Raw genomic sequence first — 25750 nt, 5'->3', positions numbered from 1 at the left:
CTACAATTATCGCTTAATTGCGATAACATTTGACGCAATGCACAAGGAAAGGGCATCATTTGATGCCCTTTTTGCACGCTGTTACATAGAACCTGGCTCATCAGTGATTTTCAATCATAATCATTGTTGAGACAGGCTCTGTTTCACGGCGTTGGATACCGAGTTACGCTCAACAGCTCATTCGGTTTGGATGCCTCGCTCTGCGGGGCAGAATAGTTTCTGAATTATTGTGGCAGGTTGGTTTATGAGTGCGAATACCGAAGCTCAAGGAAGCGGGCGCGGCCTTGAAGCGATGAAATGGGTAGTTGTGGTCGCCTTGCTCCTGGTAGCAATCGTCGGCAACTATATTTATCGCGATGTAACATTGCCTCTGCGCGCGCTGGCTGTAGTTGTGCTGATTGCTGCCGCAGGCGGCATTGCATTGCTGACAATCAAAGGTAAAGCGACCGTGGCATTTGCTCGTGAAGCAAAAACCGAAATGCGTAAGGTCATTTGGCCAACTCGCCAGGAAACACTGCACACCACGTTAATCGTTGCCGCGGTAACTGCCGTGATGTCACTGATTTTGTGGGGGCTGGATGGCATTCTGGTCCGCCTGGTATCGTTTATCACTGGCCTGAGGTTCTGAGATGTCTGAAGCTCCAAAAAAACGCTGGTACGTCGTTCAGGCGTTCTCCGGTTTTGAAGCACGTGTAGCAAAGTCGCTGCACGAGCATATCAAACTGCACAACATGGAAGAGCTTTTTGGCGAAGTCATGGTGCCGACTGAAGAAGTCGTTGAAATCCGTGGCGGCCAGCGCCGCAAAAGCGAACGTAAATTCTTCCCTGGCTACGTATTGGTTCAGATGGTGATGAATGACGCCAGCTGGCACTTAGTGCGTAGCGTACCGCGTGTTATGGGCTTTATTGGTGGTACTTCTGACCGTCCAGCGCCAATCAGTGACAAAGAAGTTGACGCGATCATGAACCGTCTGCAGCAGGTTGGTGATAAACCGCGTCCAAAAACACTGTTCGAGCCAGGCGAGATGGTTCGCGTCAGCGATGGCCCGTTTGCCGACTTCAACGGTGTGGTCGAAGAAGTGGACTACGAGAAGAGCCGCTTGAAAGTGTCTGTTTCCATCTTTGGCCGCGCAACGCCAGTGGAACTCGACTTTGCTCAGGTGGAGAAAGGTTAACCCTTTTGTTCACTTTTTAGCTCTTGCGAAAGGCGCGAAATTTACCTATAATTTCGCGCCTTTTGTTTTTATGTGCCGGCAACGGCGTATAAATCGTTATCACGGGGAGCCTGTTTTTCAGGCGTTATAACCCAATTGAGGAATTATCATGGCCAAGAAAGTACAAGCCTACGTTAAGCTGCAGGTTGCAGCTGGTATGGCTAACCCAAGCCCACCTGTTGGTCCAGCTCTGGGTCAGCAGGGTGTTAACATCATGGAATTCTGCAAAGCGTTCAACGCTAAGACTGAATCCCTGGAGAAAGGCCTGCCTACTCCTGTTGTTATCACCGTATACAGCGACCGTTCTTTCACCTTCGTTACCAAAACCCCTCCGGCTGCCGTACTGCTGAAAAAAGCAGCGGGCATCAAGTCTGGTTCTGGTAAGCCGAACAAAGATAAAGTCGGTAAAGTTTCCCGTGCTCAGGTACGTGAAATCGCAGAAACTAAAGCTGCGGACATGACTGGTTCTGACGTAGAAGCGATGACTCGCTCTATCGAAGGTACTGCACGTTCCATGGGCCTGGTAGTAGAGGATTAATAAATGGCTAAGCTGACCAAGCGCATGAGCGTAATCCGTGACAAAGTTGATGCTACTAAGCAGTACGACATCAACGAAGCTGTTGCTCTGCTGAAAGAACTGGCTACTGCTAAGTTCGTAGAAAGCGTTGACGTTGCTGTTAACCTCGGCATCGATGCACGTAAATCTGATCAGAACGTGCGCGGCGCGACCGTTCTGCCACACGGTACTGGTCGTTCAGTACGTGTTGCTGTCTTCACCCAAGGCGCAAATGCTGAAGCTGCTAAAGCAGCTGGCGCAGAGCTGGTAGGTATGGAAGATCTGGCTGAGCAGATTAAGAAAGGCGAAATGAACTTTGACGTTGTTATCGCATCTCCAGATGCAATGCGCGTTGTTGGCCAGTTGGGCCAGGTTCTGGGCCCACGCGGTCTGATGCCTAACCCGAAAGTTGGTACTGTAACTCCTAACGTTGCTGAAGCAGTTAAAAATGCTAAAGCAGGTCAGGTTCGTTATCGTAACGACAAAAACGGCATCATCCACACCACCATTGGTAAAGTGGATTTTGACACTGACAAATTGAAAGAAAACCTGGAATCTCTGCTGGTTGCGCTGAAAAAAGCGAAACCATCACAGGCGAAAGGCGTGTACATCAAGAAAGTCAGCATCTCTACCACCATGGGCGCCGGCGTTGCCGTTGACCAGGCTGGTCTGAGCGCATCAGCAAACTAATTGCTGCTTGTAACGGGCGAAAAATTCATCTAGAATCTTACGCCCGTTGTTCTGGTTAAACATTCAATCCAGAACCCAGATTCAAAGTGAATGATCAGCTAAGTCTAAACACTTAGCAGTTCATTCGCTTAGGTTGGAGCCAGGCCTTATCCTGGCCTCCGTCCAAGACCGCAGGAGCAGAATATTTTCGGATATCTTGCTTAATACCCTGCGTAGACGGTGACAGAACCAAAAAGAATTTTTTCTTCACTGGATTCTGCTCACCGTGTAATAGCGCTTATCGCCCTCGGGTGAATAAGTGAAGTGAGTTCCGGGAAATTATTCCCGGTCAATCCAGGAGCAAAAGCTAATGGCATTAAATCTTCAAGGCAAACAAGCGATTGTTGCTGAAGTTAGCGAAGTAGCCAAAGGCGCGCTTTCAGCGGTTGTTGCGGATTCCCGTGGCGTGACCGTTGATAAAATGACCGAACTGCGTAAAGCAGGTCGTGAAGCTGGCGTTTACATGCGTGTTGTTCGTAACACCCTGCTGCGCCGCGTCGTTGAAGGTACTCCATTCGAGTGCCTGAAAGACACGTTTGTTGGTCCGACCCTGATTGCATACTCTTTGGAACACCCGGGCGCTGCTGCTCGTCTGTTCAAAGATTTCGCGAAAGCGAATGCAAAATTTGAGGTCAAAGCTGCAGCCTTTGAAGGTGAGCTGATCACGGCGGCCAATATTGACCGTCTGGCAACTCTGCCGACTTACGAAGAAGCACTGGCACGTCTGATGTCGACCATGAAAGAAGCCGCTGCTGGCAAACTGGTTCGTACTCTGGCTGCTGTGCGCGATGCAAAAGAAGCGGCTTAAGGCCAAATTCTTTTCCTTCGTGCTTGCTACCGTATAAACTTTTTCTGATTTTTAGGAACAATCGATATGTCTATCACTAAAGACCAAATTCTGGAAGCTGTTGCCGCTATGTCCGTAATGGAAGTAGTTGAGCTGGTTTCTGCTATGGAAGAAAAATTCGGCGTTTCTGCTGCTGCCGCTGTAGCTGTTGCTGCTGGCCCAGCTGAAGCTGTTGAAGAGAAAACTGAATTCGACGTAGTTCTGAAAGCTGTTGGCGCTAACAAAGTCGCAGTAATCAAAGCAGTACGTACTGCAACTGGCCTGGGCTTGAAAGAAGCTAAAGACCTGGTTGAAGCTACTGGTACTATCAAAGAAGGCATCAGCAAAGATGACGCAGCCGCTCTTGAAGCTGCTCTGAAAGAAGCTGGCGCTGAAGTTGAAGTTAAGTAAGACAACCCTCGGGTTGCAGCCTGAGTAACATTAGGCTGATGGCTGGTGGCTCTTCAGGTCACCAGCCTTTTTGCGCTACAGGGGAATGATGGCGTTTCGCACTGTTTGTCCGTCATTCCTCTTCAATATCTTTTTCTATCGACGCCTTAATATATCGCTCTCCTGTGAAGGTTCCCTGCCTGAACAACGGCGATGAAATGATTTAAGAGTGATAGAAAGATGTATTGCATGGGGTGCAGCGCATCGCATGAAAAACAAAAAATAGTGTTGCATGAACTGTCCTTTTCAGGACGGACAGCGTGGTTCGACATGTCAGCTAGCTGAGGAACCCCATGGTTTACTCCTATACCGAGAAAAAACGTATTCGTAAGGATTTTGGTAAACGTCCGCAAGTTTTGGACATTCCATATCTCCTTTCTATCCAGCTTGACTCGTTCCAGAAGTTTATCGAGCAAGATCCAGAAGGCCAGTACGGTCTGGAAGCAGCCTTCCGCTCCGTATTCCCGATCTCAAGCTACAGCGGCAACTCTGAGTTGCAGTATGTCAGCTATCGTTTGGGTGAGCCTGTCTTTGACGTAACTGAATGTCAGATCCGTGGCGTGACCTATTCGGCACCGCTGCGCGTGAAACTGCGTCTGGTGATCTACGAGCGCGAAGCGCCGGAAGGCACCGTAAAAGACATTAAAGAACAAGAAGTCTACATGGGTGAAATTCCACTCATGACAGACAACGGTACCTTTGTCATCAATGGTACTGAGCGTGTTATCGTTTCTCAGCTGCATCGTTCTCCAGGCGTGTTCTTTGATAGCGATAAGGGTAAAACGCACTCTTCCGGTAAAGTGCTGTATAACGCACGTATCATCCCTTACCGCGGTTCATGGCTCGACTTCGAATTTGACCCGAAAGACAACCTCTTCGTCCGTATTGACCGTCGTCGTAAGCTGCCGGCCAGTATCATTCTGCGCGCGTTAAACTTCACCTCAGAACAAATCCTCGATCTGTTCTTTGACAAAGTCGTTTATGAAATCCGCGATAATAAACTGCAGATGGAACTGGTGCCTGAGCGCCTGCGTGGTGAAACCGCCTCCTTCGATATCGAAGCCAACGGCACGGTCTACGTTGAGAAAGGTCGTCGCATCACTGCGCGCCACATCCGTCAGCTGGAAAAAGACAACATTCAGCATATCGAAGTGCCAGTTGAATACATTGCTGGCAAAGTAGTTGCTAAAGACTACGTCGATCTGAACACCGGCGAACTGATCGTTCCTGCCAACATGGAATTGTCACTGGATCTGCTGGCGAAACTGAGCCAGTCAGGCCACAAGCGCATTGAAACGCTGTTCACCAACGACCTGGATCACGGTGCGTACATCTCCGAGACCCTGCGTGTTGACCCAACCAACGATCGCTTAAGCGCGCTGGTTGAGATCTACCGCATGATGCGTCCTGGTGAGCCACCGACGCGTGAAGCCGCTGAAAACCTGTTTGAGAACCTGTTCTTCTCTGAAGATCGTTACGATCTTTCTGCGGTAGGCCGCATGAAGTTCAACCGTTCTCTGCTGCGTGATGAGATCGAAGGTTCAGGCATCCTGAGCAAAGACGACATCATCGAAGTGATGAAGAAACTTATCGGTATCCGTAACGGTATCGGTGAAGTGGATGATATCGATCACCTCGGTAACCGTCGTATTCGTTCAGTCGGTGAAATGGCTGAAAACCAGTTCCGTGTAGGTCTGGTTCGTGTTGAGCGTGCAGTTAAAGAGCGTTTGTCTCTTGGCGACCTCGATACGCTGATGCCGCAGGACATGATCAACGCTAAGCCGATTTCGGCGGCGGTGAAAGAGTTCTTCGGTTCAAGCCAGCTGTCACAGTTTATGGATCAGAACAACCCGTTGTCTGAGATTACGCACAAACGTCGTATCTCTGCTCTGGGCCCAGGCGGTCTGACTCGTGAGCGCGCCGGCTTCGAAGTACGTGACGTACACCCAACTCACTACGGTCGTGTATGTCCTATCGAAACCCCGGAAGGCCCGAACATCGGTCTGATCAACTCACTTTCTGTTTACGCGCAGACTAACGAATACGGTTTCCTTGAAACCCCGTATCGTCGTGTTGTTGACGGCAAAGTGAGTGACGAAATTCATTACCTCTCTGCAATCGAAGAGGGTAACTACGTTATCGCTCAGGCGAACACCAACCTTGCAGACGATGGCAGCTTTGTTGACGATCTCGTCACCTGCCGTAGCAAGGGTGAATCAAGCCTGTTCAGCCGCGATCAAGTTGACTACATGGATGTTTCCACCCAGCAGGTGGTTTCTGTCGGTGCGTCACTGATTCCGTTCCTGGAGCACGATGATGCTAACCGCGCCTTGATGGGTGCGAACATGCAACGTCAGGCGGTTCCAACTCTGCGTGCTGATAAGCCGCTGGTTGGTACCGGTATGGAGCGTGCAGTTGCGGTTGACTCCGGTGTAACTGCCGTCGCGAAACGTGGTGGTACCGTTCAGTACGTTGATGCGTCTCGTATCGTTATTAAAGTTAACGAAGAAGAGATGTATCCGGGCGAAGCGGGCATCGATATCTACAACCTGACTAAGTACACCCGTTCTAACCAGAACACCTGCATCAACCAGATGCCATGTGTGAATCTGGGTGAGCCGATTGAACGTGGCGACGTGCTGGCAGATGGCCCGTCTACCGATCTCGGTGAACTGGCGCTGGGTCAGAACATGCGCGTGGCGTTCATGCCATGGAACGGTTACAACTTCGAAGACTCCATCCTCGTATCCGAGCGTGTGGTTCAGGAAGACCGTTTCACTACCATTCACATTCAGGAACTGGCATGTGTGTCTCGTGACACCAAGCTGGGGCCAGAAGAGATCACCGCTGATATCCCGAACGTGGGTGAAGCGGCGCTTTCTAAGCTGGATGAATCCGGCATCGTGTATATCGGTGCGGAAGTGACTGGTGGCGACATTCTGGTTGGTAAGGTGACGCCGAAAGGTGAAACCCAGCTGACCCCAGAAGAAAAACTGCTGCGTGCGATCTTCGGTGAAAAAGCCTCTGACGTGAAAGATTCGTCACTGCGCGTTCCGAACGGCGTATCCGGTACTGTTATCGACGTGCAGGTCTTCACCCGCGATGGCGTGGAAAAAGACAAGCGCGCGCTGGAAATCGAAGAGATGCAGCTGAAGCAGGTTAAGAAAGACCTGTCTGAAGAACTGCAGATCTTTGAAGCTGGCCTGTTCGGTCGTATCCAGGCAGTACTGATCTCGGGTGGCGTTGAAGCTGACAAGCTGGACAAATTGCCACGTGAGCGCTGGTTGGAGCTGGGCCTGACTGACGAAGAGAAGCAGAACTCTCTGGAGCAGCTGGCTGAGCAGTACGACGAGCTGAAGCACGAGTTTGAGAAAAAACTTGAAGCTAAGCGTCGCAAAATCACTCAAGGCGATGATCTGGCACCAGGCGTGCTGAAAATCGTTAAGGTGTATCTGGCCGTTAAACGTCAGATCCAGCCTGGTGACAAGATGGCAGGTCGTCACGGTAACAAGGGTGTCATCTCTAAGATCAACCCTATCGAAGACATGCCTTACGATGAGAACGGTACGCCGGTCGACATCGTACTGAACCCGCTGGGCGTACCATCGCGTATGAACATCGGTCAGATTCTGGAAACTCACCTTGGTATGGCGGCGAAAGGCATTGGTGAAAAAATCAATGCGATGCTGAAGAAGCAGGAAGAAGTCTCCAAACTGCGTGAGTTTATCCAGCGTGCTTACGATCTGGGCACCGATGTGCGTCAGAAAGTTGACCTGAACACCTTTACCGACGACGAAGTGCTGCGTCTGGCAGAAAACCTGAAGAAGGGTATGCCAATCGCGACTCCGGTGTTTGACGGTGCGAAAGAGAGCGAAATCAAAGAGCTGCTGCAGCTCGGCGGTCTGCCTTCTTCCGGTCAGATTACCCTGTTCGACGGCCGTACCGGTGAGCAGTTTGAGCGTCAGGTAACCGTAGGTTACATGTACATGCTGAAACTGAACCACTTGGTCGACGACAAGATGCACGCACGTTCTACCGGTTCTTACAGCTTGGTTACTCAGCAGCCGCTGGGTGGTAAAGCGCAGTTCGGTGGACAGCGCTTCGGTGAGATGGAAGTGTGGGCACTGGAAGCATACGGTGCCGCGTATACCCTGCAGGAAATGCTTACCGTTAAATCTGATGACGTTAACGGCCGTACGAAGATGTATAAAAACATCGTCGACGGTAACCATCAGATGGAACCGGGCATGCCTGAATCCTTCAACGTACTGTTGAAAGAGATTCGCTCGCTGGGTATCAACATCGAGCTGGAAGACGAGTAAGTACTCGCAAGTACTGGTTACGGGACGTGCACTTCGGGTGCGCGTCCCTGAGAGTTCCACTCCGACGGGAGCTAATCCGTGAAAGACTTACTTAAGTTTCTGAAAGCGCAAACTAAGACCGAAGAGTTTGATGCGATCAAAATTGCTCTGGCCTCGCCAGACATGATCCGTTCATGGTCTTTTGGTGAAGTTAAAAAGCCGGAAACCATTAACTATCGTACCTTTAAGCCAGAGCGTGACGGCCTTTTCTGTGCCCGTATTTTCGGACCGGTAAAAGACTACGAATGCCTGTGCGGTAAGTACAAGCGTTTAAAACATCGCGGCGTGATCTGTGAGAAGTGTGGCGTTGAAGTTACACAGACCAAAGTACGTCGTGAGCGCATGGGCCACATTGAGTTGGCTTCACCTACTGCGCACATTTGGTTCCTGAAATCACTGCCTTCGCGTATCGGCTTGCTGCTGGATATGCCACTGCGTGATATCGAGCGCGTGCTGTACTTCGAATCTTATGTGGTTATCGAAGGTGGCATGACCAACCTGGAAAAACGTCAGATTCTGACGGAAGAGCAGTATCTTGACGCGCTGGAAGAATTCGGTGACGAATTCGATGCGAAGATGGGTGCGGAAGCTATCCAGGCGCTGCTGAAAAATATGGATCTGGAGCAAGAGTGCGAGCAGCTGCGCGAAGAGCTGAACGAAACCAACTCCGAGACCAAACGTAAGAAGCTGACCAAGCGTATCAAGCTGCTGGAAGCGTTCGTTCAATCTGGTAACAAGCCAGAGTGGATGATCCTGACCGTTCTGCCGGTTCTGCCGCCAGATCTGCGTCCGCTGGTACCGCTGGATGGTGGTCGTTTCGCTACGTCGGATCTGAACGATCTGTATCGTCGCGTGATCAACCGTAACAACCGTCTGAAACGTCTGCTGGATCTGGCTGCGCCAGACATCATCGTACGTAACGAAAAACGTATGCTGCAGGAAGCGGTTGATGCACTGCTGGATAACGGCCGTCGTGGTCGCGCCATCACTGGCTCGAACAAGCGTCCGTTGAAATCTCTGGCAGACATGATCAAAGGTAAACAGGGTCGTTTCCGTCAGAACCTGTTGGGTAAACGTGTTGACTACTCTGGACGTTCAGTCATCACCGTTGGTCCATACCTGCGTCTGCATCAGTGCGGTCTGCCGAAGAAAATGGCTCTTGAGCTGTTCAAACCGTTCATTTACGGCAAGCTGGAACTGCGTGGCCTCGCCACCACCATCAAAGCCGCGAAGAAAATGGTTGAGCGCGAAGAAGCTGTCGTTTGGGATATCCTGGACGAAGTGATCCGCGAACACCCGGTACTGCTGAACCGTGCACCAACTCTGCACCGTTTGGGTATCCAGGCGTTTGAACCGGTTCTGATCGAAGGTAAAGCAATTCAGCTGCACCCGCTGGTTTGTGCGGCCTATAACGCCGACTTCGATGGTGACCAGATGGCTGTTCACGTACCGCTGACGCTGGAAGCCCAGCTGGAAGCGCGTGCGCTGATGATGTCGACCAACAACATTCTGTCACCAGCGAACGGCGAGCCAATCATCGTTCCTTCACAGGACGTTGTTCTGGGTCTGTACTACATGACCCGCGACAAAGTGAACGCCAAAGGCGAAGGCATGGTGCTGACTGGCCCGAAAGAAGCTGAGCGTGTTTATCGCGCTGGCCTGGCTGAGCTGCATGCACGCGTTAAAGTGCGTATCACTGAATACACCAAGAACGAGCAGGAAGAGTTCGTTGCGAAAACCAGCATTATCGACACCACCATTGGTCGTGCGATTCTGTGGATGATCGTACCGAAAGGCCTGCCTTACTCCATCGTCAACCAGGCGTTGGGTAAGAAAGCGATTTCCAAGATGCTGAACACCTGTTACCGCATCCTGGGCCTGAAGCCGACCGTTATCTTTGCTGACCAAACCATGTACACCGGTTTTGCTTATGCAGCCCGTTCAGGTGCCTCTGTCGGTATCGACGACATGGTGATCCCAGCGAAGAAAGCGGAAATCGTAGCGGAAGCGGAAGCGGAAGTTGCTGAGATTCAGGAACAGTTCCAGTCTGGTCTGGTAACTGCTGGCGAACGTTACAACAAAGTTATCGATATTTGGGCCGCCGCTAACGAACGCGTTTCCAAAGCGATGATGGATAACCTGCAAACTGAAACTGTGATTAACCGTCACGGCGAAGAAGAGCAGCAGGTATCGTTCAACAGCATCTACATGATGGCCGACTCCGGTGCGCGTGGTTCTGCTGCACAGATTCGTCAGCTGGCCGGTATGCGTGGTCTGATGGCTAAGCCAGATGGCTCAATCATCGAAACGCCGATCACCGCGAACTTCCGTGAAGGTTTGAACGTACTCCAGTACTTCATCTCCACGCACGGTGCGCGTAAAGGTCTTGCGGATACCGCACTGAAAACTGCTAACTCCGGTTATCTGACGCGTCGTCTGGTAGACGTAGCGCAGGATCTCGTGGTTACCGAAGATGACTGCGGCACGTTCGAAGGCATCATGATGACTCCGGTCATCGAAGGTGGCGACGTTAAAGAGCCACTGCGTGAGCGTGTACTGGGTCGTGTAACGGCTGAAGACGTTCTGAAGCCGGGCACTGCAGATATCCTGATTCCGCGTAACACCCTGATCGATGAGCACTGGTGTGATGTGATCGAACTGAATTCAGTCGATGCCATCAAAGTGCGCTCGGTTGTTGGTTGTGAAACCGACTTCGGTGTATGTGCACACTGCTACGGTCGCGATCTGGCACGTGGTCACATCATCAATAAAGGTGAGGCCATCGGCGTTATCGCAGCACAGTCCATCGGTGAGCCGGGTACTCAGCTGACGATGCGTACATTCCACATCGGTGGTGCGGCATCTCGTGCGGCTGCTGAATCCAGCATCCAGGTGAAGAACAAAGGTACTATCAAGCTGACCAACGCGAAGTCAGTAACCAACTCCTCAGGGAAACTGGTTATCGTTTCACGTAACGTTGAGCTGAAAATGATCGACGAGTTCGGTCGTACCAAAGAGAGCTATAAAGTGCCTTACGGTGCGGTCATGGCCAAAGGTGACGGTGAGCAGGTTGCAGCGGGCGAGACCGTAGCAAACTGGGATCCGCATACCATGCCGGTCATTACTGAAGTGGGCGGTTTCATTCGCTTCACTGACATGATCGACGGCCAGACCATTACCCGTCAGACTGACGACTTAACCGGTCTGTCATCGCTGGTGGTTCTGGACTCTGCAGAACGTACTGCGGGTGGTAAAGATCTGCGTCCTGCGCTGAAAATTATCGATGCCAACGGAAATGATGTGCTGATTCCAGGTACCGATATGCCAGCTCAGTACTTCCTGCCGGGCAAAGCGATTGTTCAGCTGGAAGATGGCGTTAAGATCAGTGCCGGTGACACGCTGTCGCGTGTTCCGCAGGAATCTGGCGGTACCAAGGATATTACCGGTGGTCTGCCGCGCGTTGCTGACTTGTTCGAAGCGCGTCGTCCGAAAGAGCCAGCAATCCTGGCGGAGATCAGCGGTATCATCTCCTTCGGTAAAGAGACCAAAGGTAAGCGTCGTCTGGTGATTACGCCGGTTGATGGTAGCGATCCGTACGAAGAGATGATTCCAAAATGGCGTCAGCTTAACGTATTCGAAGGTGAGCGTGTAGAACGTGGTGACGTCGTATCTGACGGCCCAGAGTCTCCGCATGACATCCTGCGTCTGCGTGGCGTCCATGCTGTGACCCGTTACATCACTAACGAAGTGCAGGAAGTTTACCGTCTGCAAGGCGTTAAGATTAACGATAAACACATTGAAGTCATCGTTCGTCAGATGCTGCGCAAAGCAACTATCTCGAGCGTGGGAAGCACCGACTTCCTGGAAGGTGAGCAGGCTGAATACTCTCGCATCAAGATCTCTAACCGTGAACTTGAAGCGAATGGCAAAATCGGCGCGACGTTCATGCGCGATCTGCTGGGTATCACCAAAGCGTCACTGGCAACTGAATCGTTCATCTCTGCAGCATCGTTCCAGGAGACCACACGTGTCCTGACCGAAGCAGCAGTAGCAGGCAAGCGCGACGAACTGCGCGGCCTGAAAGAGAACGTGATCGTGGGTCGTCTAATCCCAGCCGGTACCGGTTATGCTTATCACCAGGATCGTATGCGTCGCCGCTCTGCGGGTGAAGCACCGGTTGCACCGCAGGTTACTGCGGATGAAGCCTCTGCTAGCCTGGCAGAATTGCTGAACGCCGGTCTGGGCGGAAGCGACGACGAGTAATTCGTCTGCTAAAGCTGACCAATAAAAAACCCTGCCTCGGCAGGGTTTTTTTTCGTCGCAATTTTGTCAGAACTTACGGCAGACGTCGTCACGTGTGAGTCCGATATCGCGAAGCTGGTTATCACTCAATTTTGACAGGATACGATGAGTGTCACGCCGTGCTTTCCAGTTTTTCACCATGCGCACTGCACCGCGGAAAATATCCAGTAAAGTTACATCAAAAGGTTTAGCTGCGCGGTTTTGATCGAATTCCATTATTCTTGCCCTCAGTAGGTTGCCTGAGATGCATTGTCCAATTCCTACGCATTATGATACAGACGCAAAAAACACTTATCTTTAACATACAGATTGCCATTCAATAGATCTGAATGGTAATAATGCTGGGTATCTGTACTGGTTTTATGTGATTACTCGCTGGTTGAGGCATACGATGACGCGTTACCAACATTTAGCATGTCTGCTCTCCGATCGGATAGAGCAAGGGCTGTACCGCAGCGGCGAACGTTTACCATCGGTACGCACGCTCAGCCTGGAACACGGTGTGAGCATCAGCACGGTGCAGCAGGCGTATCATCTGCTGGAAGAGAAACAGCTGATCGTGCCGCAGCCGCGTTCCGGTTATTTCGTTGCAACGCGTAAAGCGACGCCGCCCGTACCCGCCTTAACCCGACCTGCACAGCGTCCGGTAGAGATTACCCAGTGGGAATCGGTACTGGAGCTGCTCAGCAGCCGGACTAATAGCGATGTACTGCAACTCGGAAGCGGGATGCCCGATTTGACTCAGCCAACACTGAAACCGCTGTGGAAAATTCAAAGCCGCATGGCGCAGAAACAGGATGTTGATCAACTCAACTATGACAGCTTGCTGGGCGTTGCAGCGTTGCGCGAACAGGTCGCACGACTGACGATCGACAGCGGTTGCCAGCTTACTGCTGAAGATATCGTGATCACCACCGGCTGCCATGAAGCGTTGTCGATCTCCATTCGTGCAATATGCCAGGCGGGAGACATCATTGCTGTCGAATCGCCCACTTTTCACGGCACCATGCAGACCTTGCGTGGCTTCGGCATTCGCGCCATTGAGATTCCCACCGATTCGGTGACGGGTATCAGTCTGGAAGCGCTGGAACTCGCCTTCGAGCAGTGGCCGATTAAAGCGGTGGTGGTGGTGCCGAATTGCAATAACCCGCTGGGCTTTATCATGCCCGAATTTCGCAAACGTGCGCTGGTAACGCTGGCGCAGCGTTTTGATGCCGCGATTATTGAAGACGATGTGTATGGCGAAATGGCGTGGGAATATCCGCGCCCCGTTACCATCAAATCGCTGGATCAGGATGGCCGCGTGTTGCTGTGCAGTTCGTTCTCCAAGACGCTGGCGCCGGGATTGCGCGTGGGTTGGGTAGCGCCGGGGCGCTATCGCGATCGCGTACTGCATATGAAGTACATCAGCACCGGTTCGACGGCAACACAGCCTCAGCATGCGGTCGCCGAATTTATTCGCCTTGGTCACTATCTGCCGCACCTGCGGCGCATGCGTCAGGTGTATCAACGTAACTATGAAACCTTTAGCTGCTGGGTGCGCCACTATTTCCCGTGCGGAATATGCGTGTCGCGTCCGCAGGGCAGCTTCCTGATGTGGATTGAGTTGCCAGAGGCGTTTGACGCGGTAAGACTGAATAACGAGTTGCGTGAGCTGAACATGCAGGTCGCGGTGGGGTCTCTGTTTTCGGCCTCGGGCAAATATCGTAACTGCCTGCGCCTGAATTACGGTTTGCCAATGAATGAGCATACAGAGCAGGCGATAGCCCAACTCGGTGCAGCAGTAGAACGTGCCATGCTGGCCTGTGGTGTTGAAACTGTGCATACCGCCTCCCTGACGTAATAGAGAAAGGCAGGGCTGGGAGAGGTTAAGACCAGCCCTGGCCCGCTGCAAGCGACAGCGGGCAGGCACACTTTAGCCTTGTCAGGACAGGATGCTAGCCGTCACATCCTACTGCTGCGCGGCAGATTCCAGCATTTCATCAAAACTTACAGCGCGTTACATCGACTCTGCGGGTTCGATTCCGTTTTCAACCAGCGTCAGCAGCTCCTGCGTTGCCGCGCGCCAGTCTGCTGCCTGAGTTATCGCACTTACCACCGCAATGCTGCCAACGCCTGTTGCCAGAACTTCTGGTACGCGCGCCAGTGAAATACCACCAATCGCCACGGTTGGCACACCCTGCAACCGCGCCAGATGACGTTTCAATTCCACCACGCCCTGCGGAGCTGATGGCATGTCTTTAGTTTGCGTGGGATAAATGTGGCCAAGTGCAATGTAAGAAGGGCGCAGCGCGAGCGCGCGGTCCAGTTCGGCATCATCATGCGTCGATAAACCCAGGCGCAATCCTGCCTCACGAATCGCCGCCAGATCGGCAACATCGAGGTCTTCCTGGCCAAGGTGCACACCATAAGCATGGTATTTGATGGCTAAGCGCCAGTAATCATTGATAAACAGGCGTGCACGATACTGCTTGCCGAGCACAATTGCCTCGCGCACCGCATCTTCAACTTCATGATCCTCGCAATCTTTGATGCGTAGCTGGAGGGTGCGCACCCCGGCTTCTAGCAGGCGCGCGATCCACTCCACGCTATCAACAACCGGATACAGCCCCAGTTTCGGGGCCGTGGCAGGAAAGGCGTCGGTCATACATTTTCCTCTTTAAGGGTATCGGCAGCGTGATAGATCTCGCCGCCACGATTGCGGAAAGTATCCGCCATTTGCGCCATGCCCATTTCAATCGGCTGAGCTTCAGCCTGTTGGCGTGCAGCAAACTCGCGTACTTCCTGGGTGATTTTCATTGAGCAGAATTTTGGGCCGCACATTGAACAAAAGTGCGCCACTTTTCCCGATTCCTGCGGCAAGGTTTCATCGTGATAGGCGCGCGCAGTGTGCGGATCGAGCGCCAGATTGAACTGATCTTCCCAACGGAATTCAAAGCGCGCTTTCGACATCGCATTGTCGCGGATCTGCGCGCCCGGGTGGCCTTTCGCCAGATCCGCCGCGTGCGCAGCGATCTTGTAGGTGATCAGCCCCTGCTTCACATCCTCTTTATTCGGTAAGCCGAGGTGCTCTTTCGGCGTCACGTAGCACAGCATGGCGCAGCCAAACCAGCCAATCATCGCGGCACCGATGCCGGAAGTGAAGTGGTCGTAGCCCGGTGCGATGTCGGTGGTGAGCGGGCCGAGCGTGTAAAATGGCGCTTCGTGGCAGTGTTCCAGCTGTTCGGTCATGTTGCGGCGAATCATCTGCATCGGTACGTGCCCGGGGCCTTCAATCATCACCTGCACATCGTATTCCCAGGCGATTTTAGTCAGTTCACCCAGCGTATGCAGCTCGGCAAACTGGGCTGCATCATTGGCATCCTGAATTGAGCCGGGACGCAGGCCATCGCCGAGCGACAGAGCCACATCGTAGGCGGCGCAGATTTCACAAATCTCGCGGAAGTGCAGATAGAGAAAGCTTTCAGTGTGATGTGACAAACACCATTTCGCCATAATCGATCCGCCGCGAGACACAATACCGGTGAGACGTTTAGCCGTCATTGGCACATAGCGCAGCAGCACACCAGCGTGGATGGTGAAGTAATCGACGCCTTGCTCCGCCTGTTCTAACAGCGTATCGCGGAAAATGTCCCAATTGAGATCTTCCGCAATTCCATTCACCTTTTCCAGCGCCTGATAAATTGGCACCGTACCAATCGGCACCGGGCTGTTACGCAGAATCCATTCACGCGTTTCATGGATGTAGCGGCCGGTTGAGAGATCCATCACAGTGTCTGCGCCCCATCGCGTTGACCACACCAGTTTCTCCACTTCTTCTTCAATCGATGAACTTACCGCCGAATTGCCGATATTGGCATTCACCTTCACCAGGAAGTTGCGGCCAATAATCATCGGTTCGGATTCGGGGTGGTTGATGTTGGAAGGAATAATGGCGCGACCGCTGGCCACTTCCTGGCGGACAAATTCAGCGGTGATATTTTCCGGCAGATTGGCACCAAAGCTGTGTCCGGGATGCTGTTGTAGCAGTACTTCACTGCGAATACGCTCGCGGCCCATGTTTTCACGCAGAGCGATGAACTCCATCTCCGGTGTGATGATGCCTTGGCGTGCATAGTGCAGTTGGGTAACGCAGCGTCCCGCTTTGGCACGACGCGGTTGCGGCAGATGCTCAAAACGCAAATGATCCAAGCCTTCATCCGCCAGACGCTGTTGGGTGTAACGGGAACTCAGCTGGTGGATAGTTTCACTGTCACCACGTTCGGCGATCCACTCTGCGCGTAGCCTGGTGAGCCCTTGATGGACATCAATAGTGGCTTCTGGATCACCATAAGCGCCGGCAGTGTCATATACCGGCACCGCTTCATTCTGCTCAAACTGCGGATGATCTTTGCTGCCGCCGATGTGCGTCGGGCTCAGCTGTATCTCGCGCATCGGTACGCGAATATCCGCGCGGCTGCCGATGATCCAGATGCGTTTTGAATGAGGGAAAGCGGTTCCCTGCAGGGAATCGATAAATTCCTGTGCCTGAGCACGTTGTTCACGACGAGAAGTTTTAACAGCAGACATAGCAAGTTTCCTGTGAATGTTGGAAGTTGCTTGTCCAGAGTTCGGAAGGAGTAACAGAAACGATGCTGGGCGCCAACGTGCATCGTGCTGATAATGTCTACTCTTGTTCCCTTCGCAGGTACTAACCTGATCAGGTTCCGCGGATCCCGAATTAACGGTCTCAGCCCCACTGGGCACTCCGACAAGTTGGTGTTTTACGATATAAGCTACTTTGCTTGCTATTTCACGCCTGGGCAGTGCTCGTGACCGTCACGTACTACGTGTACGCTCCGGTCCCTGCGCGCTGTCCGAGCGTGAACTCGCTGCGCACGCTACGCTTATATCGCAAAATTTGGCTCTTGATTGTCGTTAAAGAGGACAATAAAAAAGCCCATTTAGCATAAGAGGGCTTTTTTCGAATAACAAGTTTTTTACAACAGCGGGCATTCAAGCCGGGCGGGCGATGATGCTGTCATTGGCAACCGGTAGATGCGCCAGCTGATTATCCCAGGCGAGTTGTACCAGCTTATCTTCCAGCGTGAAACGTGATTCCAGCACTTCGCCGACTTCAGAGAGCGCCGTTTGAAAATCCACGCAATTATCGTCGTTGATAGCCTGCTGCAGGTGGCTGTCGTAGAGCTGCATCATGTGGTCTGTATTCGCCTCTAATGCCGGATAGATCTGCGCGGCAACCATCAGCGGGTTATCACCCTGCATCTCACTAATAATGTGTTCATACACGCTGAAATGACCGGTTGAAAGGTAGTCCACCAGATTGTGGCAAAAGGCATCGAGTGCCTGTTCATCCAGCGTGGTTAACGCATCTTTTTGTGGCTTCATGCCAATAAGCTCATAGTACGTGACGAGCAACTGTCGGCGGGCACGCAACCATGAATCGACCAATTCATTTCCGCCGCCTACACGCTCTGTCAGGTCATCTAACTGGTTAAGCATATGGGGCTCCAGGTAGGTTATAGTTGTTTATTACACACTTAATATTAGAGTTTCAGCGTGTGATTTGACGCTAAGGACAACGATTAAGATGCAACGTGAGATCTCAAGCTTAGACGCTGGATGGTGGATTGTCAGCCATGAGCAAAAACTTTGGTTGCCGCAAGGCGAGCTGCCGCATGGCTTATCCACCGAGTTTGGACTTAGTGGCAGCCACGCGATTTTGATTGGCGAATGGCAGGGCGAAAATGTCTGGCTGGTGCGGGAAGCGCGGCCGGATAGCATGGGCTCGGTGCGCCAACTGATTGATGAAGATGTCGGCCTGTTCCAAATCGCCGGGCGCGGTGTGCAACTGGCGGAGTTCTATCGGTCGCATCGCTGGTGCGGCTATTGCGGCCATGAAATGCACATCAGCAAGCGCGAATTTGCTTGTCTGTGCAATCACTGCCGCGAGCGCTATTACCCGCAAATTGCACCGTGCATCATCGTGGCCATCCGCCGTGGTGATGAGATCCTGCTCGCCAATCATGCGCGTCATCGTAACAACATTTACACCGTGCTGGCGGGCTTTGTCGAAGTGGGTGAAACCTTAGAACAAGCGGTGGCGCGCGAAGTGATGGAGGAGAGCAACGTGCGGGTGAAAAACGTGCGCTACGTTACTTCGCAACCCTGGCCGTTCCCACATTCACTGATGATGGCGTATATGGCGGAATATGACGGCGGTGATCTGCAACACGATGGCAAAGAGTTGCTGGATGCCGGTTGGTATCGCTATGACGATTTACCGCTTCTGCCGCCGCCCGGCACCGTCGCGCGTCGCCTGATTGAAGATACCGTTGCCCTGTGTCGCGCCAGCGCGACGTGAAAATGCTACACTGCCGGCCTTAGCATGAGAGAGCCCATTATGAGTGAACTGAAGAACGATCGTTATCTGCGCGCCCTGTTACGTCAACCGGTAGATGTCACGCCGGTATGGATGATGCGACAAGCTGGGCGTTATTTGCCGGAGTACAAAGCCACGCGCGCTGAAGCCGGTGATTTTATGTCGCTGTGTAAAAATGCCGAGCTGGCATGTGAAGTTACGCTGCAGCCGCTGCGTCGCTATGCGCTGGACGCGGCGATCCTCTTCAGCGATATCCTCACCATTCCGGATGCAATGGGACTTGGGCTCTACTTTGAAACCGGTGAAGGCCCGCGTTTCTCCAATCCGATCACCTGCCGCGCGGATGTCGACAAGCTGCCGGTACCGGATCCCGAGCAAGAGCTCGGCTATGTGATGAACGCGGTGCGGACTATTCGTCACAACCTTAAGGGCGAAGTGCCGCTGATTGGCTTCTCAGGCAGTCCGTGGACGCTGGCGACCTACATGGTGGAAGGCGGCAGCAGTAAAGCCTTCACGAAAATTAAAAAGATGATGTACGCCGAGCCGCAAACTCTCCACCTGCTGCTGGATAAGCTGGCGGACAGCGTCATTCTCTACCTCAATGCGCAGATTAAAGCGGGCGCGCAGTCAGTCATGGTCTTCGATACCTGGGGCGGCGTGCTGACCGGACGCGATTATCGTGAATTCTCGCTGTACTACATGCACAAAATCGTTGATAGCGTGCTGCACGAGAACGAAGGTCGCCGCGTACCGATTACGCTGTTCACCAAAGGTGGCGGCCAGTGGCTGGAAGCGATCGCCGCAACCGGCTGTGATGCGCTGGGACTGGACTGGACAACCGATATTGCTGATGCGCGTCGTCGCGTGGGCGATAAAGTGGCACTGCAGGGCAACATGGATCCCTCCATGCTGTATGCACCGCCAGCGCGTATCGAGCAGGAAGTGGCAGGGATCCTTGAAGGGTTTGGCACGGGTGAAGGCCATGTGTTTAACCTGGGTCACGGTATCCATCCTGACGTGCCGCCAGAGCATGCTGGTGCGTTTGTGGAAGCGGTACATCGTCTGTCACGTCCTTATCATCAGGGTTAATCGTGGATTTAGCCGCCCTTCGCCAGGAACAGTTACAACGCGCTGCTGATGTGGTGCGGCAGGATGATTTTGACGTGCTGCCGCCACGCTTTATTGGTGGCGCTGACGTTGGTTTTGAGCAGGGTGGCGAGATTACGCGCGCCGCCCTGGTGATCCTTGAGTATCCTTCTTTAACGCTGGTGGAACATCGCATTGCACGCATTGCTACCACCATGCCGTATATTCCGGGCTTCTTATCCTTTCGCGAAATGCCGGCGCTGCTGGAAGCATGGCAGCAGCTCTCGCAGCGGCCCGATCTGCTGTTTGTTGATGGTCATGGTATTTCCCATCCACGTCGGCTTGGCGTGGCGGCGCATTTCGGTTCGCTGGTGGATGTGCCAACCATTGGCGTAGCGAAGAAGCGTCTGTGCGGACGTTTTGCCGAACTGGATGCCGAGCCAGGCAGCCGTCAGCCGTTGATCGACAAAGGTGAGCAGATTGGCTGGGTGTGGCGCAGTAAAGCGCGCTGTAATCCGCTGTTTATCTCCACCGGCCATCGCGTTAGCCTGGACAGCGCTTTGCATTGGGTGGAAGTCTGTACCTCGGGCTATCGTCTGCCGGAACCGACGCGCTGGGCGGATGCTGTCGCCTCTGGACGCCCGGCTTTCCTGCGTTGGCAAAATGCGCGTTAACGCTGTTTGCACCCGGCTTTTGCGGTACACTGCCGCCAGCTAACCTATTGAGAGTAAGTTTGATGTTACAGAACCCCGTCCATTTGCGTCTGGCGAAGCTGGAAAGCTGGCAGCATATGACTTTCATGGCCTGTCTCTGCGAGCGCATGTTCCCCAACTATTGGGCTTTCTGCCAGCAGACCGAATTCGCCGATCCGCAACTCTATCGCCGTATCCTTGATCTAATCTGGGAAAGCCTGACGGTCAAAGACGCCAAAATCAATTTCGACGGTCAGCTGGAGAAATTTGAAAGCGCGATCCCTGACGGTGACGATTTTGACGTTTACGGCGTGCACCCGGCAATCGATGCGTGCGTGGCATTAAGTGAATTACTGCATGCTCAGCTCAGCGGTGAAACGCTGGAGCACGCGGTTGAAGTCAGCCGCACTTCGATCACCACCGTGGCTATTCTGGAAATGACCCAGGCCGGTCGCGAAATGACCGACGAAGAGCTGCGTGAAAATCAGCCTGTCATCGATGAATGGGACTTGCAGTGGGAGATTTTCCGCCTGCTGTCAGAGTGCGAGGAACGCGACCTGGAATTGATTAAAGGTCTGCGTGCAGACCTGCGCGAAGCGGGAATCAGTAACATCGGTATACTTTTTCAGCAATAAGGCAAGAAAACGTGACTTCAGGCCCGAATTACCGCGCCTGGAGGCTTCACATCGGCCCCCTGTCTGGTCTACATTTGGGGGGCTGAAAATTGTGGCTATCGGTGCGTGCCGGCTGAACAAGGCCTGAGAATGGCTTTTCCCTCGCACTCGTTGCTTAGCAAGCGATAAATACACTTTAAGGATAACTTATGAACAAGACTCAACTGATTGATGTGATCGCAGAGAAAGCTGACCTGTCTAAAACCCAGGCTAAGACTGCGCTGGAATCTACCCTGGCTGCGATCACTGAGTCTCTGAAAGAAGGTGATGCTGTACAACTGGTTGGTTTTGGTACTTTTAAAGTGAACCACCGCGCTGAGCGTACCGGTCGCAACCCGCAGACTGGCAAAGAGATCAAAATCGCTGCGGCAAACGTACCTGCGTTCGTTTCAGGCAAAGCTCTGAAAGACGCTGTTAAGTAAGTTTCCGCATTGCGGTTTAGCTTTAAAAGAGGGGGCGTTAGCGCCCCTTTTTGTTGCCGGGACCTGCCATGCTGAATCCAATTTCTCAGCGCGTCTGCGCCCTGTTATTTGGTGCGCTGCTTACGGGCTGTAGCTCCACTCCCGATCTTCCTGCCTTTACGGCGAGCGGCTATCTGGCCGATCGCGGCACCGTGCGCATCTGGCGCAAGAATAGTGACCATCAGGCTGTCCATCTCCGAACCGTCTTTACGCCGTTCAATGGTGATGCGATGGAGACCACCGATTACAACTGGCAGCAGCAGAAGCTGATTAGCGTAGAGCGACGTGTCGCTGGCGCACAGCCGGACGACGTGACCTTACGCTTCGATCATCAAGGCAATCTTAATTTCATGCAGCGCCAGCTGGCTGGTCGACGTGAAGCGGTCAGTGCCGATAGCGTAGAGTTGTATCGCTTCGATGCGCAGCGCATGTTGGACCAAAGTAATGCCTTGCTGGAAGGGCGGGTATTGCTGCGGCAGGGCCATTGGCTGGGTGATAATCAGGTGCGAGAATGCGACGATAAAGTGGTGAACGCGGCCTTCGATCGTGACACGCTATATGCGCTCGCGCGCCAGCAGCAAGGCCATGCCGCGCCATTAATGGTGTCGTGGCTGGAAGCGCCGGAAGGGGTGCAGTTACTACGCACGACGCCGGATGACGAATGTAGCTGGCAGCCGCAAGAGAGCGATTTCTGACGGGTGAATAATAGAAGGGGCACGTGCAGTGCCCCTTCGCGTATTTATTTGCGGTTAATTGCGCGGTAACCGATATCGCGGCGATAGAAGCTGCCATCCCACGAGATATGTTGCGCCAGTGCATAAGCATTCTGCTGCGCAGCAGCGACATCGTCGCCCAGCGCGGTTACGCACAGCACACGACCACCGTTGGTGACCACCAAATCATCTTTCATAGTGGTACCGGCATGGAAGACTTTGCCGTCCGGCACTTCTTCCAGCGGCAGACCGTGAATCTGATCGCCGGTGCGATAATCGCCCGGATAGCCGCCCGCCGCTAATACCACGCCCAGTGATGGACGCGGATCCCAATGTGAGGTTTTCTGATTCAGTTTGCCGTCGGTAGCTGCCAGGCACAGCTCAACCAGATCCGACTGCAGACGCAGCATGATCGGTTGGGTTTCTGGATCGCCAAAGCGGCAGTTGAATTCGATCACTTTTGGCTGGCCGGCTTTATCGATCATCAAACCGGCATACAGGAAACCGGTATAGATGTTGCCTTCTGCCTTCATGCCGTTAACGGTTGGCCAGATGATCTGATCCATCACGCGCTGGTGGATCTCATCGGTTACCACGGGTGCCGGAGAATAAGCGCCCATGCCACCGGTATTTGGGCCGGTATCGCCATCGCCGACACGTTTGTGATCCTGGCTGGTGGCCATCGGCAGCACATTGTTGCCGTCAACCATGACGATAAAGCTGGCTTCTTCGCCATCAAGGAACTCTTCAATCACAATGCGGTGACCTGCATCGCCGAACGCATTGCCGGCCAGCATGTCTTGCACTGCGGCTTCTGCTTCAGCCAGTTCCATCGCCACGATTACGCCTTTACCTGCAGCCAGACCGTCAGCTTTGATGACGATCGGTGCGCCTTTCTCACGCAGATACGCCAGCGCAGGTTCCACTTCGGTGAAGTTCTGGTACTCGGCGGTTGGGATCTGCTGACGCGCGAGGAAATCTTTGGTGAAGGCCTTTGAGCCTTCCAGCTGAGCAGCGGCCTGCGTTGGGCCAAAGATCTTCAGACCTGCGGCACGGAATGCGTCAACCACGCCAATGACCAGCGGCGCTTCCGGACCGACGATAGTCAGATCGATCTTTTCCTGCTGCGCAAAAGCTAACAGTGCGGGAACGTCGGTAGCGCTGATGGCCACGTTTTGCAGCGCTGGCTCGAGTGCGGTGCCGGCATTGCCTGGTGCGACAAACACGGTTTCCGCCAGCGGCGACTGTGCTGCTTTCCACGCCAGCGCGTGTTCACGTCCGCCGTTACCAATCACTAAAATTTTCATCTGTACTGCTCCCAACAATTAATGGCGGAAATGACGCATGTCGGTGAAGATCATCGCGATACCGTGCTCATCAGCTGCGGCAATCACTTCATCATCACGGATTGAACCACCCGGTTGAATCACACAGCTGATGCCGACCGCTGCTGCGGCGTCGATACCGTCACGGAACGGGAAGAATGCGTCAGACGCCATCGCCGAACCTTTCACTTCCAGGCCTTCATCACCCGCTTTAATGCCAGCGATTTTGGCTGAATAGACACGGCTCATCTGACCGGCGCCAATGCCGATAGTCATATTGTCGCGCGCATAAACAATGGCATTGGATTTAACGAATTTCGCCACTTTCCAGCAGAACAGCGCATCACGCAGTTCCTGCTCAGTTGGCTGGCGCTTGCTAACAACGCGTAGTTGGCTGGCTTCCACCATACCTAAATCACGATCCTGCACCAGCACGCCGCCGTTTACGCGTTTGAAATCCAGCGCCGCAACGCGGCCTTGCCACTGGCCGCATACCAGAACGCGCACGTTCTGTTTAGCGGCGATCACTTTCAATGCTGCTTCACTGGCGGACGGAGCAATGATCACTTCCACAAACTGGCGGCTGATGATGGCCTGCGCGGTGGCTTCGTCGAGTTCGCGGTTGAAGGCAATGATGCCGCCGAACGCGGAAGTCGGGTCAGTTTTGTAGGCACGTTCGTAAGCGTCGAGAATCGAACCGCCAACCGCGACACCACATGGGTTGGCGTGTTTGACGATGACACACGCCGCTTCGTCAAACTCTTTCACGCACTCAAGTGCAGCATCGGTATCGGCGATATTGTTGTAGGAGAGCGCTTTACCCTGAACCTGCTGCGCAGTAGCAACGGAAGCTTCCGCCACATTCTCTTCTATATAGAAGGCAGCATCCTGATGGCTGTTCTCGCCGTAACGCATATCCTGCTTCTTGATGAAGTTGAGATTCAGCGTACGTGGGAAGCGGCCGGCAGGTTCTTTGCTGTCGCCGTGATAAGCCGGAACCAGGCTACCGAAGTAGTTGGCAATCATGCTGTCGTAGGCGGCAGTGTGTTCGAAGGCTTTTATGGCCAGATCGAAACGCGTTTCCAGCGTAAGTGAGTTTTCATTAGCATCCAGCTCGGCAATGATCGCCTCGTAATCGCTGCTCTTCACCACAATCGCGACGTCTTTATGGTTCTTGGCTGCGGAGCGAACCATAGTTGGACCACCAATATCGATGTTCTCTACTGCGTCAGCTAACGAGCAATCAGGTTTGGCAACGGTTTGGGCGAAGGGATAAAGGTTCACAACCACCATGTCGATTGGGTTGATGGCGTGTTGTGCCATGATCGCATCATCCTGGCCGCGACGGCCTAAAATGCCACCGTGCACTTTCGGGTGCAGCGTTTTGACGCGTCCATCCATCATTTCCGGGAAACCGGTGTAGTCAGAAACTTCGGTGACGGGCAGGCCCGCATCTGCCAGCAGACGTGCAGTACCGCCTGTGGAGAGCAGCTCAACACCACGACTGGAGAGTGCCTGAGCAAATTCGAGGATACCGGCTTTATCAGAGACACTGAGCAGAGCGCGGCGTACAGGACGACGTTGTTGCATGGTGGTTTTATCCCTTGGCTTTGTTTCGCGTAAAAAAGAGCGTTACATCAAGCTTAGTGTCTTTCTTCTATATAGAAGGAAGCACTTGCCTCATGTAACGCCCCAAAAGGGGCATCCTTGACGTCGCCGGGCATTGTAGCGAAAACGTTTGCGTGATGCTCGCCTAAATTCATTTGTGCGCTTGTGTGTGGATAACTATGTGCGTAACTGCGTATAAGGCGGGGTTTTGCTGTGGAATGCAGCGAACGGTTGTTTTTGTTGAATTTAGCGGTTGCGTGCTGAGAACAACTCCCTATAATGCGCATCCATCAACACGGCACAACGGTTTACGAAATGTGGTGTTGGTGAGGAAGCTTCGAAAGAACTTCCGCCGGATGAAAGCGCTGAAA

The 25750-nt window shown here is 53.2% G+C and carries 21 protein-coding genes and 1 riboswitch; of the genes, 15 read left to right on the top strand and 6 right to left on the bottom strand.

What is annotated here, in order from left to right:
• The first annotated feature begins 244 nt into the window (after nucleotides 1–244).
• From secE to rpoC, 8 genes are all read left to right on the top strand, one after another.
• The gene (secE, locus tag PMI17_RS03835; RefSeq protein WP_007886301.1) at nucleotides 245–628 is read left to right on the top strand and encodes a preprotein translocase subunit SecE; all 384 of its coding nucleotides are present in this window, start codon (nucleotides 245–247) and stop codon (nucleotides 626–628) included.
• 1 nt (nucleotide 629) lies between these two features.
• On the top strand, nucleotides 630–1175 hold the full coding sequence (gene nusG, locus PMI17_RS03830; protein WP_007886300.1) for a transcription termination/antitermination protein NusG: 546 nt from the start codon (nucleotides 630–632) through the stop codon (nucleotides 1173–1175).
• A gap of 148 nt (nucleotides 1176–1323) precedes the next feature.
• Nucleotides 1324–1752: a 50S ribosomal protein L11 gene (gene rplK, locus PMI17_RS03825; RefSeq protein ID WP_007886298.1), complete on the top strand. Its 429-nt coding sequence runs from the start codon at nucleotides 1324–1326 to the stop codon at nucleotides 1750–1752.
• A gap of 3 nt (nucleotides 1753–1755) precedes the next feature.
• Entirely contained in the window at nucleotides 1756–2460 is a 705-nt protein-coding gene (gene rplA, locus PMI17_RS03820; protein ID WP_007886296.1) for a 50S ribosomal protein L1, read from the top strand.
• Between the two features lie 349 nt (nucleotides 2461–2809).
• Complete coding sequence (gene rplJ, locus PMI17_RS03815) at nucleotides 2810–3307, top strand: 50S ribosomal protein L10 (RefSeq protein ID WP_007886294.1); 498 nt, start codon at nucleotides 2810–2812, stop codon at nucleotides 3305–3307.
• 66 nt (nucleotides 3308–3373) lie between these two features.
• Entirely contained in the window at nucleotides 3374–3736 is a 363-nt protein-coding gene (rplL, locus tag PMI17_RS03810; RefSeq protein WP_007886292.1) for a 50S ribosomal protein L7/L12, read from the top strand.
• A 332-nt stretch (nucleotides 3737–4068) separates the two neighbouring features.
• Nucleotides 4069–8097, top strand: coding sequence for a DNA-directed RNA polymerase subunit beta (gene rpoB / locus PMI17_RS03805; protein ID WP_007886290.1), 4029 nt, complete (start codon nucleotides 4069–4071; stop codon nucleotides 8095–8097).
• A 78-nt stretch (nucleotides 8098–8175) separates the two neighbouring features.
• A complete protein-coding gene (gene rpoC, locus PMI17_RS03800) occupies nucleotides 8176–12399 on the top strand; it encodes a DNA-directed RNA polymerase subunit beta' (protein ID WP_007886289.1) in 4224 nt (1407 codons plus the stop codon).
• A gap of 66 nt (nucleotides 12400–12465) precedes the next feature.
• Here rpoC and PMI17_RS03795 read toward each other — a convergent pair whose 3' ends face one another.
• Nucleotides 12466–12654 carry a DUF1127 domain-containing protein gene (locus PMI17_RS03795; RefSeq protein WP_007886288.1) on the bottom strand — a complete coding sequence of 63 codons (189 nt, stop codon included), beginning with the start codon at nucleotides 12652–12654 and terminating at the stop codon, nucleotides 12466–12468.
• 175 nt (nucleotides 12655–12829) lie between these two features.
• On the opposite strand from PMI17_RS03795, the gene PMI17_RS03790 reads away from it, so the two are divergent.
• Nucleotides 12830–14281: a PLP-dependent aminotransferase family protein gene (locus PMI17_RS03790; protein WP_007886287.1), complete on the top strand. Its 1452-nt coding sequence runs from the start codon at nucleotides 12830–12832 to the stop codon at nucleotides 14279–14281.
• Between the two features lie 156 nt (nucleotides 14282–14437).
• Here PMI17_RS03790 and thiE read toward each other — a convergent pair whose 3' ends face one another.
• From thiE to PMI17_RS03775, 3 genes are all read right to left on the bottom strand, one after another.
• On the bottom strand, nucleotides 14438–15085 hold the full coding sequence (gene thiE / locus PMI17_RS03785) for a thiamine phosphate synthase (protein ID WP_007886286.1): 648 nt from the start codon (nucleotides 15083–15085) through the stop codon (nucleotides 14438–14440).
• Nucleotides 15082–17007: a phosphomethylpyrimidine synthase ThiC gene (gene thiC / locus PMI17_RS03780; RefSeq protein ID WP_007886285.1), complete on the bottom strand. Its 1926-nt coding sequence runs from the start codon at nucleotides 17005–17007 to the stop codon at nucleotides 15082–15084. The genes thiE and thiC overlap by 4 nt, the downstream gene beginning before the upstream one ends.
• Before the next feature lie 90 nt (nucleotides 17008–17097).
• Nucleotides 17098–17198: riboswitch (TPP riboswitch) on the bottom strand.
• Nucleotides 17199–17433: 235 nt separating this feature from the next.
• Complete coding sequence (locus PMI17_RS03775) at nucleotides 17434–17940, bottom strand: Rsd/AlgQ family anti-sigma factor (RefSeq protein ID WP_007886284.1); 507 nt, start codon at nucleotides 17938–17940, stop codon at nucleotides 17434–17436.
• 88 nt (nucleotides 17941–18028) lie between these two features.
• Here PMI17_RS03775 and nudC point away from each other — a divergent pair, with 88 nt between their 5' ends.
• The 6 genes from nudC to PMI17_RS03745 all read left to right on the top strand — a co-directional run bounded on the left by nudC (nucleotide 18029) and on the right by PMI17_RS03745 (nucleotide 22428).
• Nucleotides 18029–18802, top strand: coding sequence for an NAD(+) diphosphatase (gene nudC, locus PMI17_RS03770; protein WP_007886283.1), 774 nt, complete (start codon nucleotides 18029–18031; stop codon nucleotides 18800–18802).
• Between the two features lie 39 nt (nucleotides 18803–18841).
• Nucleotides 18842–19909 carry a uroporphyrinogen decarboxylase gene (gene hemE / locus PMI17_RS03765; protein WP_007886282.1) on the top strand — a complete coding sequence of 356 codons (1068 nt, stop codon included), beginning with the start codon at nucleotides 18842–18844 and terminating at the stop codon, nucleotides 19907–19909.
• A 2-nt stretch (nucleotides 19910–19911) separates the two neighbouring features.
• Nucleotides 19912–20580 carry a deoxyribonuclease V gene (nfi, locus tag PMI17_RS03760; protein ID WP_007886280.1) on the top strand — a complete coding sequence of 223 codons (669 nt, stop codon included), beginning with the start codon at nucleotides 19912–19914 and terminating at the stop codon, nucleotides 20578–20580.
• Nucleotides 20581–20642: 62 nt separating this feature from the next.
• Entirely contained in the window at nucleotides 20643–21233 is a 591-nt protein-coding gene (locus PMI17_RS03755; RefSeq protein WP_007886277.1) for a YjaG family protein, read from the top strand.
• A gap of 188 nt (nucleotides 21234–21421) precedes the next feature.
• Entirely contained in the window at nucleotides 21422–21694 is a 273-nt protein-coding gene (gene hupA, locus PMI17_RS03750) for a nucleoid-associated protein HU-alpha (protein ID WP_007886275.1), read from the top strand.
• Between the two features lie 68 nt (nucleotides 21695–21762).
• Entirely contained in the window at nucleotides 21763–22428 is a 666-nt protein-coding gene (locus PMI17_RS03745) for a DUF1481 domain-containing protein (RefSeq protein WP_007886264.1), read from the top strand.
• A gap of 44 nt (nucleotides 22429–22472) precedes the next feature.
• On the opposite strand, the gene purD is transcribed toward PMI17_RS03745, so the two are convergent.
• On the bottom strand, nucleotides 22473–23753 hold the full coding sequence (gene purD / locus PMI17_RS03740; protein WP_007886263.1) for a phosphoribosylamine--glycine ligase: 1281 nt from the start codon (nucleotides 23751–23753) through the stop codon (nucleotides 22473–22475).
• Nucleotides 23754–23771: 18 nt separating this feature from the next.
• A complete protein-coding gene (gene purH / locus PMI17_RS03735) occupies nucleotides 23772–25361 on the bottom strand; it encodes a bifunctional phosphoribosylaminoimidazolecarboxamide formyltransferase/IMP cyclohydrolase (RefSeq protein WP_007886262.1) in 1590 nt (529 codons plus the stop codon).
• Nucleotides 25362–25750: the final 389 nt, after the last annotated feature.

The organism is Pantoea sp. GM01 (assembly GCF_000282675.1).
Classification (GTDB): Bacteria; Pseudomonadota; Gammaproteobacteria; order Enterobacterales; family Enterobacteriaceae; genus Pantoea; species Pantoea nemavictus.
This window is presented reverse-complemented; position numbering and strand designations above follow the sequence as displayed.